Raw genomic sequence first — 12,332 nt, 5'->3', positions numbered from 1 at the left:
AAAGGTGACAACTACCTTGATACTTACCGAACAGCATGCTTTATCAATTTTTATTGACTTAGTTAAAAAAACCCACTTTACAGTGGGTTTTTACTACATTAACTCATCAAGGTGATGCTCTAAGAATCTAAGCATATGTTTTAATTTTATTGAATTGTTACAGTGACAGGTTTTGCATAAATCGTATAGGTGTAATTTGGTGCCATCGTATATTGATAGCTTGGCATGACATAAGCTGTACCTTTTTCAGTAAATGTCAGCCCTTGGCCATTTTGCGTATATTTAGCCGAATTTGGCAAAACCAGCATATTTTTAACAAGATAATTCGATTTCGTTCCAATTTGAGTTTGGATTTCTGCATTGATTTCTACAGGCTTGCCTGCAGTGGCTATGAGCTGACTTGCTGTATTCAATTTTACCGCCAGATTTGAAGATTCATGCGCATAATCAGTCGTTAGACCATGTGTGCCTTGTACATACATGCGGTAGAAGTCATCTTTATTTAAGCGGAAAGTCCATGGCCAGAAAGTCACGCCGCGCTGGCTCGCCATCATCATCAGCTCTTTATTTAAACCAGAAAAAGAAGGATTAAAAGTAGAAGAGTATTTTTGTGCAGCATCTAAAATGCGGCGCGTGTTGACAATATTGCTTTGAGCTGTTGGCGTACTGGTCAAGTATCCAGTGGATACACCAGGAATTTCATTCTTCATATGTAGAATTTGATCGCCAACGAAACTGATGACAATCGCTTGATCATAGGCATTATGCTTATCTAGCAATTCCTTAATTTTTGGTACAATTTCAGGTTTTGAACTCTTTATTTCAATGAAGTTTGTCACATTTGGATATTGTTTTACAGCCGCAAGAATTTCATCCATTGTCGGTACTTTACGTCCATTTGGAATGGTGCGTAAGTTTTGAATTTCTGCGAGCGTCAAATCTTCAATTTTGGCATTTACACCTGTAGTGCGTGTTGTGGTTGAATCATGCATGACCACGACATGATTATCTTTAGAAAGATATACATCGTACTCAACCGCATCTGCGCCAACTTGAATCGCTTTTAATGTGCCTTCTAAAGTGTTTTCATCCTCAAGTGCAGGAATACCGCGATGGCCTGTAATCAGCGGTTTGCGCAGCAGCGTGTTCGGCGCCATTAATTTCATAATAGAAAGAACGCTGTCGGGCTGCTCGGTGTAAATACCGTTTACACCTGTGCTTAAGAACTCTGCTGCTGTTAATGGGCTGCTGCTGTCTAGGTTTGCCCACGGTGTAATCAGCAGACGCTGTAAATGTGAAACCACTTCTGTTTGTACCAGATGCTTAGGCAGAATCACAATTTTTGCAAGTGATGAATTGGTATTGTGGGCAATGGTCACAATATCCTTAGTTGAGCTGCTCAGCCCAGTTTGTTTAGAGTAATCCAGCGCGGTACGCAGTGCTGGAATTGCAATTCGCGCTTTGCGAAGAAGCTCTGGCTGATCTGAAAGCAAGGTAATATCCGCCAGATCATAACTTTCGCCCAATGTTTTTAGCTTATTAATGGTCTGTTCATTTTGAATGCGTAGCAGCGGAAGTGTGCGGCGTGTTGAGTCATTCAGATAATCACGTAAAGCCATGACTTTTTTCTGCTCAGTATTCAATAGATTTAATTGTTCATCGAGCTGATAGGCAATGTGTGTTGCTGCTGTAGAGGAAATGCCGTTCACGGGTGCAGGCTGTGCAATGGTTGGCGCCATAGAAACTGGCAGATTATGATCAATAATTTCGGTAACACGGTTTGATTCTGGCAGAGGATCAAGCTGTTCTGTAATTTTGATGGCATCTACTTTCATCAATAAGCCAGCAGTAGAGAGGCCAATTGCGCCTTGATCTAAATTATAAGGCAGTGTGGTGTCTAAGACTAAATTGTCATCAATATAATGGCGCACACGTTGACCATGCACAATCACAGTCGCTTTATACGACTTATTGACCTCCATATTTTCTTTATAAGCAGATTTATGCAGCACATTCCAAGCATTGGTAGGCTGGCGCAGCGCAAGTTCTAGACCGCTGGCGCCAGCTGCATCGGCGCGAATTGCAAATTGATAATAAGGCGTGAAGGCAGGTTCAGCATAGCTGTCAGCAGCGCGGTAAATAATACTGCCCCAGCGGCCACCATTATTTCTTTCTAAATAAGTAAATTCGATATCTATGCGATAGTTTCTGAGTTTTTGATATTCAGGTGACAGCATTAACGTGGTCATTTGTGTGTCATTGGCGCGCCCATCAATGAATAAGCTGCCGTCTTTGACTTCAACCGTGCCTGCATTTGAGCGCAGTGTTGTCCATGCTGCTGGCAGCGCTGTGAGTTGATCGAAGTTTTCGTCTAAGTAGACTTTAGGTACAGGAACTTCTTCTTCTGGTGTTTCTGGCTCTGGGGCTGGTGTTGTCGGTGTTTCAGGCAGGGCGGATGATTCATCTTTATCATCATTGTCGTTGCAGGCAGTTAAATTGAATGCCAATAATATTGCTAAGCTCAATGAAGTCAATTTAGTCATTATGTAGTCTCAGGTTTGATTTTTTAAAAAGCGATTCAAACTTAAGAGTTGAAAATGACACTTTGGTTGATTTGTCATATATCTAAACTTTGCTTACATATTAATGATTTATGAATTCATAAAATTTTAATAAAAATAGATTAAATAAATATGATCAATATTTAATCAAAAAGTACATTGTTGTGATTTATCAACTCATCCACTGCTCAAATTATCCCCAATTTCTGCGGACAACCCTTGGGATAAATCTCAGCCAATTTTGTACGCTTTGACTTACATTCATTCAGGCTCTTTGCGTCTATGCCATTCTTCATCAATTTTCTATTATGGGGACATAGAGAGCTGGATGCTCCAGATAAGAATAATAAGATCAGATACAGGGAATGTGAGGTACGACAGGAGTTATACCAACGCATCAAATATGTAAAAAAGCCTAACAGGATGTTGGGCTTTTTTATTGACTAAATTAACCTTTGAATTGCATTTTTTTAGCCTTACTACCGATTATTTAACTATACGGAAGAAAGAATACCTTTTATTTAACATAAAATCTCTTATACGAAGTTAAAAACCACCTAAAAGGTGGTTAGTTGTATATTTTACTTAATCTAATTACTAAACATATGAAAAGGTGACATATTTTCATTAGGTCTACATATACAAGGTAGCAAAAAATAATCAACAAACGTCTAAAGATTCTAGAGCAATTAAACTTGCTGGGTTCTTCCCATATCTCATACGAACCTTTAATCCTTCTTTTAAATAGGCATAAACTTCTTCAATAGTATTCACGTAAATATAATTTTTTTTAAATCTATCCTTACTCACCACAAATAAACCATCCTTATTTTGATAAGGGTGATGCTCTAGTCCTGCAAAATTTCCTGTTTTTGGTCTATAAATTAATTCCATAAAGCTCTCCAAATTTTTGCTTTTTAATAAGTAAGTAAAAAGAATAACCTAAAAATGTTAGGAATCCTGAGGCGATTTTTAATTATTAATATCAATAGCTTAAAGCAAACATTTTTTTAAGGAAGTGGTAATAAAAAAGCCCAACATCCTGTTGGGCTTTTTCGTATTGGTTCGCTTGGTATAACTCCTGTCGTACCTTACAGTCCTTATGCGTATCTATGTTCTTATTATTGTGTGGAACTTCCTGTTCCTGATGAATCCATCATAGGAAATTGCAGCCAGATCGTATAGGCGCAAAGGGCCGGAATTGGTGTGAGCCAAAGCGTACAAAATTGGTTATTTTTTATCCCAAGAGTTGTCCGCAGAAATTGGGGATAGTTTCGGGATGGGGCGCATTGATAAGCCAGAGAAAAACGACAATTTGATTAAATATGGATCAATTTTATTGGCAAGAAGTATCAAAATTGCTCAAAAAGAAACCGACTTGTTTCCAAGTCGGTTTTTTGTGGTTTTTTTAGGGGGATGAAAAATTTTTAACTATATGAAAAACAATGATATTTTAAAAAGCTGTTATTCACCAATTAAAATGTCTATGCGATAAACCATTTAAAATGTCCTGTTTTTAACTACAAGAGTCAAGCACAGGATTTAAATTTCTTTGTTCAATAACAACTTTCTGAGCTTTACGACTCGGCATACTTTTCTTGAGACGGGAACGTTTATTCTGTTTCTCCAATTCCTCATGTTGCTGCTGGATATGGGCCAGGACCGAACCTAATCTTTTATTCTCAACCCCATCATTCTGCTGTAGTCCAGCCAGTTTATTGAAGACGCTATAGTTGATCTTCCGTCCTTCATGCATGATTGCCACAGTACCATCCGGGTACTCCAGAAATGAAATGTATTGCCCAACAAGCTTATGATTCAGCTCTGTCGGTTCAAGCATATAAATACACTTGTCATAGGTCAGGGTCAGATTCTTGGTGACCTTACGCGGTTCCTGCCAGGTAAAAATATCATCCAGTTCAAGATCAGATTCGCTTAATGGCCGATGCAGGTTCTTTGAGTTTCGCGCACATTTGGCGAACTTCTGATTGAACTGCTCAATAAAGCAGGGTAACCATATATTGGCCTCTGCAATCGAACCGATGCCTCCCAGGCGCATCTCCTTGATCAGACGGTCCTGAAGGGTTCTGTTGGCACGTTCCACACGACCTTTGGCTTGGGGTGAGTTGGCAAAGATAATATCGATGTTCAAATTATTCAGAATCCGCCCAAATTGCGTAATCTGGCTGTCTTGCCTGGATTTTTGATTAACTCTGAATACCGAATGCTTGTCGCTATAAAAGGCTAGAGGTTTGTCGTATTGTTCAATGTAGGCTCGGGTTGAAAGCATGTAGTCAAAGGTCGTTTCAGCCTCACAAAAGCGCAGATGCAACAGCTTTCCAGTAGCATCATCGATATAAACCAACAAGCAGCATTTTGCAGCTCGACCTTCAAACCAGTCATGATATGAGTCATCAATTTGGATCAGTTCACCGAAGCAATCCCGGTTATAACGTGGCTGATATGGACGCTTCAGGCGCTTGGATCGCGGAATCCACAGGTCATTGGCCGTCATCCAGCGCCGAAGCGTTTCTACCGGGATATTCAGGTCAAACATGCTGCTGAGTTTCTCATGAGCCAAGGTCGGCCCAAATCCCAACAAATGTTCAGAAATAATGGAGAGGCACTTTGATTTTAACAAGTCATCATGGCGACGATGACCAGGTTGACCACGACTAGCATGAGCCATACCTGAAACACCATCTTGATTGAGCTTGTGTAATAACCGGGTAATTTGACGGGTGGAAAGATTTAGGATTTCAGCAGCACGGACTTGAGTAATACGGTGATCTCGAACGTCTTGTAGAACAGCAAGGCGTTGAATTTCTTTGTCAGACATAGTGATCAGCATCTATATTTATATCCAGTCCATGATGGTAAAACCATCATAAACTAGACATTTTTATTGGTGAGGATATAGATACTTTAAATGGGTTCTAACAGAAGAATTTCGTATAATATAGATTATGTTAAATAAAATATTATTTAATTCTGAGGAATAAGCTCCTATTACTTAGCTTCAGCACATTATGCTTAAAAGTTAACTCAACGTAATCAATTTAATATTGCTGAGCTAAAGCCATGCATCTTCGTCGAAATGAAAAAAATTAAATTTGATATGCACGCATTAAAACATCAACTGCTCTTTCAGTTGCTGCCTCAATCCATTCTGCAGTAATCTGGATGTCTAAACCAAATGTAAATATCTGGCTGAATTCTGCGTCAACCAAAGCGCGAAAATGTGCCTCTACAACGCGTGGTTCAGCTTTCATCAAAATACCATCATCCATCGCTTTTTGAAAAACATCGCACATCATGCGTTCACCACGCTTGGGTCCTTTTTCATAACATCGCTGTCCTAGATTTTTATGCGAAGCATTTGCCACAAGCATACGACGCGTAGCAATAATACTTTTTGAATAAGCTACAGTAATCAATTGTTTTGCTAAAATTTTTAATGCAACTGTTAGTTCGTATTTTTCAAATAAATCAAATTCTGGCACGCCATGCTGCTGTACCATTTCATACATCATAACATCTAAAAATAATTCTTCTTTAGATGGAAAATAATTATAAAGTGTGGCTTTGGATACACCAGATTCATCACGGATCATATCCATGCTGGTCGAGCTATAACCTTTTTTTTTAAAAGCAGATAAAGCAGCTTTTAAAATTTTTTGCTTGGTTATTTCACTCTTTGCTCTAGCCATTCAGCCACCCCTTAAGTAATTTCATAGCGTAGTCTAAGATTGACAGTGTTAAACTGTCAATCTAAACTAAACCGTCTAGTTTTAGTTATTGGTGCTATTTTGAATATTTCAAGTCAGACCAAGTTTGGCTGTCTGATGATTTTATTTCCTTTACTCCATGGATGTATTGCTTCGGGAAGCTACCAAGCGCCTGCTGCAAAAATATCAACTCAGTGGAATTCATCACCTGATCCAACCTCAAACAGTGTTGAGTTAACCCAATTTTGGCAATCATTTCATGATATTGCTTTAACACAATTGATTCGTACCACCCTTGAAAACAACCAAAGTTTAGTCACGGCTTTAGCCAATATTGACGCTGCCCGTGCAAATTTAACCACGCAACGTGCCAGCTTATACCCGACATTGTCTGGAAATGGCTCTGTCGACCGTGTAAAAGATGCGAGTGGTCAATCTAATCAAAACTCGATTGGCTTAGATGCCAGTTGGGAAATTGATTTATGGGGAAAGTATCGAAATCAAAGTGATGCAGCAGTTGCACGTTTACAAGCACGTACTGCAGATATGCTCAGCATGCAGATTTCTCTGGCAGCTGAGATGGCAGATTACTATACGCAGTATTTAGCTTGCCGTTCGATACAGCGGGTGTACGCAACAGAATTAAGTTCCATTCAAAAAACTGAAAAAGCTACTTCCCTTTTAGTTAAAGCGGGTTTTACAGCCCCTATGGATCACGCCCTCATTGTGGCAAACTTAGAAAACACGCGCTCGAACAGCATAGATCAAAATAAACAGTGTGAAATATTAATCAAATCAATGACGGCCTTAGCCAGTATTGATGAATCAGAATTACGTCAAATTCTTGCCCAATCATCTCTTAAATTTCCGCTACAGCATGGAAGCTTTGGTGTTAGCGAAGTTCCTGCCGATGTCATGCGCAACCGTCCAGATATAGCTGCTTTAGAGCGTGAAGTATTTGCAACATACGCCGAAATCAAAAGCGCCGAAGCAGATCGTTATCCAAATTTGAGTTTATCTGGTGTCATTAATGCTGCGTCATCTGGTGGAGCCAGTTTAAATACATGGTCAATTGGCGCAAATCTATTACAGCCGATTTTTGATGCAGGTAAACGTAAAGCTACTGTTGAAAGCAACATTGCGAAATACAATGCTGCTGTCGCTGATTATCAGTCAGGTGTCATTAATGCTGCCGCTGAAATTGAAAAACAGCTTGTCACAATTCAAGCCCTGAAAAAACAAGAAAAAAGCGCACAAAGCAGTTATGTGCAATACCAAAAATATTTTAATGCACTTGAAATCAGTCAAAAAGCTGGCTCAACCAACCTATTAGATTTAGAAGCTGCACGTCGTTCAGCTCTCAATGCGCAAATCAGTGTGGTGAACATTCAGCAGCAGCATACTCAGAGCTGGATCAGCTTGTATAAAGCCTTAGGCGGCACATTCACGCCATCACAAACGTCAGTACATATCGCTCAAAATGGTGAAATTCAATGAAAATCTCTAAAAAAATGGCCATTTTGATCGGTGCCCTGATCATTATTTGCTTGGTCATTGCCTTAACATTCAATAAGAAAGAAGACAAAAAATCTGAACACAAAGCTGAAAATGCCGAGCAGCAAGCATCCATGACAGTTAATATCGTCAATTTAAGTCAACAAATTTGGCCTCAAGAATTTTTTGTGACCGGTTTAATTGCACCCTACGAAGAAATTATTATCAGTCCTGAAATTAGCGGTTACCGGCTCTCAGACTTATATTACAACGTCGGCACTTCAGTTAAACAAGGTCAGCTTTTAGCAAAATTGTCTGATGAAAATTTGAAGAAGGAATTAGCAAAACAAAAAGCGGCGGTGACACAAGCGCAAGTGAATTTAGAAAAAGCAGCTTCAGACGTACGTCGTGCAGCAATTGTCGGGCAAAGCGGAGCCTTATCTGCACAGCAAATTGAAGAATATAAAATTAATCAAGATGTTGCAAAAGCAAACTTAGATGCTGCGAAAGCTGAGTTAGATATGATTCAGCTTAAAATCAGTCAAACCGCTATTAAAGCACCTGCAAGCGGAATTATTTACAGCAAGCAAGGTGTGGTCGGTAATGTAGTAAGTGCTGGTACTGAGCTGTATCACATGATTAAAAATGGCGTGATTGAATGGCGTGCAGAGGTAGATGCATCACAGTCACATTTAATCAAAGCGGGGGATCTTGCAGAAGTAACACTGCCAGATCAAACCAAACTAACTGGTACAGTTCGAACAGTCAGCCCTTCCGTATCCACTGATACGGCGCGCAGCATTGTATATGTGACTTTAAAAGGCAGTAAAACGGCCAATGTTGGTACTTTTGTAGACGGCAAAATTACTATTGGTCAAGATAAAGCATACGTGCTGCCTCAAACCGCAATTGTGATGCGTGACGGTCGTTCATATATTTATGTGGTCAATGATAAAAACATTGCCAACAGTCAAGTGGTTGAAACCGCACGCCGTATGGACGGCTATGTGGAAATTGTAAGCCCACTAGCAAGCAATTTAAAGATTGTTGAAACTGGCGGTGCATTTCTCACTGATGGTATGACCGTCAAAATTGCACAGAAAACGACCGTACAAAATACACAGCATGGAGTGAATGAATGAACATTTCCTCCCTGTCTATTAAAAACCCCATCCCAGCGATCGTCCTATTTATAATGCTGACGATTATGGGGCTTTACGGGTTTATGAAGTTGGGCATTCAAGATATGCCCGACATGGATTTGCCCACCATTACCGTCAGCGCCAGTCTAGAAGGTGCAGCATCTGAGCAGCTTGAAACTGAAGTTGCACGTAAAATTGAAGACAAACTCACTTCACTGACCAAGCTTGATCACATCACCACAACCATTACTGACGGTTCTGTAAATATTTCCGTGAGTTTTGAATTGGAAAAAGATGTAGAAGTCGCTTTGTCTGAAGTCCGCAATGCAGTTGACGGAGCGAAAGCAGATTTGCCCGCAAGCATGAACTCACCCACAGTGTCTAAAGTGACTGCGGCAGGCTCTAGCTTACTGACCTATAGCATTACTTCAGACAATTTAGATGAGCAAGACCTGTCTTGGTTTGTTGATAATGACGTCAGCAATGCCATTATGGCAGCCAATGGCGTTAATAGTGTCTCACGTGTTGGCGGTGTAGACCGTGAAGTACAAATTGACTTAAATCCGACGCTCATGGCGGGTTTAGATGTAATGCCTTCAGATGTCTCTAAACAGCTTAAAGCTGTGCAGCAAGAAGCCTCTGGCGGTCAAGGACGCGTTGGCGGTGAACGCCAATCCATCCGTACCCTAGCAACAGTAAAAACGGCAGATGATATACGTAAAATTTCTATACCGCTGCAAGATGGCCGCTATGTACGTTTAGATCAAGTTGCACAAATTCACGATACCACAGCTGAACGTACTACTCGTGCTTATTTGAATGGCAAACCAATTATTGGTTTTCAGGTTGAACGCTCAAAAGGCTATTCAGATGTAGAAGTCGTCAAGCATGTCCGTGAAGCAGTATCAGCATTTCAACAAAAAAATCCGGCCGTTAAAATTGAAGAAATCAGCAACAAAGTTGATTCCATTCAAGACAACTATGATGGCTCGATGACCATGCTGTACGAAGGTGCATTGCTTGCAATTATCGTGGTCTTTATCTTCCTTAAAAACTGGCGCACCACGTTTATTTCAGCTGTGGCTCTGCCCTTATCGATTATTCCAGCCTTTGGGGTGATGTATTATCTCGGTTATTCACTGAATGTCATTACCCTGTTGGCGCTGTCTTTAGTCGTCGGGATTTTGGTCGATGATGCGATTGTAGAAGTCGAAAACATTGAGCGACATTTGGAGCAAGGCAAAACACCGTATCAAGCAGCCATGGAGGCTGCAGATGAAATTGGTCTTGCGGTGGTTGCAACCTCACTGACGCTTGTCGCGATTTTCCTTCCAACCGCATTTATGGGCGGTATTGCAGGACTAGTGTTTAAGCAATTCGGTATTACCGCTTCGGTTGCGATTTTATTTTCTTTATTGGTTGCCAGACTGCTGACACCAATGATGGCAGCATATATGCTGAAACCCAAAAATAAGAAGGATGAAACCAAAAAACAGCCGGATGGCTGGGTTATGCGACACTATAAAGCCATCGTGAATTTCACTTTAAATCACAGAAAAACCACGATACTCGGTGCATCTGCATTCTTTTTTGTGACGCTATTTATTGGTATGCAAAACAGCGTCACCTTTATGCCTGCACAGGACCAATCGCAGACTACTGTTACCGTTGAGCTGCCTCCAGGCTCTACATTAGATCAAACAGCGAAGGCTGCTGAAGAAGCCAGTAAAATCATCCAGCAAAATCCAAATGTAAAACAAGTTTTCAGTTCTGTCGGCACAGCTTCAAGCGGTTCTGGCATGGACAGCTCTTCTACTGCTGATGTGGCCTCAGCAACATTAACAGTAGAACTGACGCCGTATGATGAGCGCGATACCCGTCAAAGCGCAGTTGAGCAAGATATTCGTGAAAAATTAAAACCTTTGGCTGGCGTTAAAATCAGTGTTGGCGGTGGCAATACCGGCGAAAAACTCGACATAACCTTAGCCAGCGACAATGCAGATTTACTAACTGAGACAGCCAACAACCTTGAAGTGCAAATGCGCGGTTTAAAAGGCATTGGTAATGTCAGTTCTAGTGCTGCCATTGAACAGCCTGAAGTCCAAATCACGCCAGATTTTGCCAAGGCTGCACAGCTAGGCGTTACATCTGAAGCACTCTCCGATGCCATTCGTTATGCAACATACGGTGGATACTCAACAACCTTGCCAAAATTGAACTTAGACCAGCGCCAAATTGCAATTCGTGTCCGTTTAGACCCATCTGTACGTAATGATTTATCGTCTATTGCTGCAGTACGTGTGCAAGGAAGCAATGGTTCAGTCAGTTTAGGAAGTATCGCAGATATTCAAATTCAGGGAGGTCCTACTCAAATTAGCCGTATGGACCGTATGCGTAATGTCACATTGTCTATTGAACTAAATGGTTTAAGTATTGGTGAAGTACAAAACCAAGTGATGCAGCTTGAAGCAATGAAAAACTTGCCTCAAGGCGTGAAACAGATTCAGCAAGGTGAGCTGCAAAACATGTCAGAAATGTTTACCAGCTTTGGTTTAGCAATGTTTATCGGCATTGTCTGCATTTATGCTGTACTTGTGCTTCTATTCCATGACTTTTTACAGCCGGGAACAATCTTGTCTGCTTTGCCGTTGGCTTTGGGCGGTGCATTTGTTGCGCTGTATATCTGCAGCATGCCGTATTCAATGCCTGTAGTCATCGGTATTCTGATGCTGATGGGGATCGTGACGAAAAACTCCATTCTCTTGGTGGATTACACCATTATCGCCCGTAATGAACACGGTCTTAGTCGTTATGCTGCCGTAATGGATGCCTGTTCTAAACGTGCCCGCCCAATCATTATGACCACAATTGCAATGGCTGCCGGCATGATGCCGAATGCTTTAGGGCTTGGCGCTGAACCAAGCTTTAGACAGCCAACAGCGGTTGTTGTGATTGGTGGTTTAATTACTTCTACCGTGTTAAGCCTTGTGGTGATTCCTGTAATCTTTACTTATGTTGATGATTTACATCATTGGATTAAGTCCAAGTTCAAATCTAAAGCACAAGTTTAACGATTCATTAAGAAAGGAGCTGTTTAGCTCCTTTTTAATACATTTAAATACGTCTAAATCCTAAAGTTTGAGTCTTTAATATTTATAAAGGCTTTTTTAGTAGGAAAAATGTGTATTCATCGCTAGGTTCATGAACAAAATATTTTATAAGTTATAATTTTAATTCTCTAAGTAATTAAATTTATTGTTTATTTAACATAAATTTAATTGTGAATTAGATTTTAGGTAAACACAAGTTAAATAAATAACATGTGTCATTTACTTCATTAATATTGATATACACTAGTTTTCTTACAGTCCTTTGTCAATTTCTTTTAGATATTAGAAGTGAATTTA

7 protein-coding genes are annotated in these 12,332 nt (G+C 40.3%); 3 read left to right on the top strand and 4 right to left on the bottom strand.

The features are described from left to right. Positions 1–146 precede the first annotated feature (146 nt). The 4 genes from M5F03_RS12645 to M5F03_RS12630 form a co-directional block, all read right to left on the bottom strand. Positions 147–2,543, bottom strand: coding sequence for a glycerophosphodiester phosphodiesterase family protein (locus M5F03_RS12645; RefSeq protein ID WP_249708498.1), 2,397 nt, complete (start codon positions 2,541–2,543; stop codon positions 147–149). Positions 2,544–3,221: 678 nt separating this feature from the next. Further along, a complete protein-coding gene (locus M5F03_RS12640; protein ID WP_178928827.1) occupies positions 3,222–3,455 on the bottom strand; it encodes a hypothetical protein in 234 nt (77 codons plus the stop codon). A 622-nt stretch (positions 3,456–4,077) separates the two neighbouring features. Continuing rightward, entirely contained in the window at positions 4,078–5,412 is a 1,335-nt protein-coding gene (locus M5F03_RS12635; RefSeq protein WP_249708497.1) for an ISNCY family transposase, read from the bottom strand. 256 nt (positions 5,413–5,668) lie between these two features. Continuing rightward, on the bottom strand, positions 5,669–6,271 hold the full coding sequence (locus M5F03_RS12630) for a TetR/AcrR family transcriptional regulator (protein ID WP_249734850.1): 603 nt from the start codon (positions 6,269–6,271) through the stop codon (positions 5,669–5,671). A gap of 45 nt (positions 6,272–6,316) precedes the next feature. Here M5F03_RS12630 and M5F03_RS12625 point away from each other — a divergent pair, with 45 nt between their 5' ends. The 3 genes from M5F03_RS12625 to M5F03_RS12615 are packed head-to-tail and all read left to right on the top strand — an operon-like array spanning position 6,317 to position 11,996. Beyond that, complete coding sequence (locus tag M5F03_RS12625; RefSeq protein ID WP_249708495.1) at positions 6,317–7,786, top strand: efflux transporter outer membrane subunit; 1,470 nt, start codon at positions 6,317–6,319, stop codon at positions 7,784–7,786. Continuing rightward, positions 7,783–8,925 carry an efflux RND transporter periplasmic adaptor subunit gene (locus M5F03_RS12620; protein WP_249708494.1) on the top strand — a complete coding sequence of 381 codons (1,143 nt, stop codon included), beginning with the start codon at positions 7,783–7,785 and terminating at the stop codon, positions 8,923–8,925. Before M5F03_RS12625 ends, M5F03_RS12620 begins: the two co-directional genes overlap by 4 nt. Then, a complete protein-coding gene (locus M5F03_RS12615) occupies positions 8,922–11,996 on the top strand; it encodes an efflux RND transporter permease subunit (protein ID WP_249708493.1) in 3,075 nt (1,024 codons plus the stop codon). The genes M5F03_RS12620 and M5F03_RS12615 overlap by 4 nt, the downstream gene beginning before the upstream one ends. Positions 11,997–12,332 lie beyond the last annotated feature (336 nt).

The organism is Acinetobacter amyesii (assembly GCF_023499985.1).
GTDB classification, from domain to species: Bacteria; Pseudomonadota; Gammaproteobacteria; order Pseudomonadales; family Moraxellaceae; genus Acinetobacter; species Acinetobacter amyesii.
This window is presented reverse-complemented; position numbering and strand designations above follow the sequence as displayed.

What these genes read in the sequence shown, in the direction of transcription:
- M5F03_RS12645 (WP_249708498.1), bottom strand. Translation starts at nt 2,543, where the DNA reads ATGACTAAATTGACTTCATTGAGCTTAGCAATATTATTGGCATTCAAT.
- M5F03_RS12640 (WP_178928827.1), bottom strand. Translation starts at nt 3,455, where the DNA reads ATGGAATTAATTTATAGACCAAAAACAGGAAATTTTGCAGGACTAGAG.
- M5F03_RS12635 (WP_249708497.1), bottom strand. Translation starts at nt 5,412, where the DNA reads ATGCTGATCACTATGTCTGACAAAGAAATTCAACGCCTTGCTGTTCTA.
- M5F03_RS12630 (WP_249734850.1), bottom strand. Translation starts at nt 6,271, where the DNA reads ATGGCTAGAGCAAAGAGTGAAATAACCAAGCAAAAAATTTTAAAAGCT.
- M5F03_RS12620 (WP_249708494.1), top strand. Translation starts at nt 7,783, where the DNA reads ATGAAAATCTCTAAAAAAATGGCCATTTTGATCGGTGCCCTGATCATT.
- M5F03_RS12615 (WP_249708493.1), top strand. Translation starts at nt 8,922, where the DNA reads ATGAACATTTCCTCCCTGTCTATTAAAAACCCCATCCCAGCGATCGTC.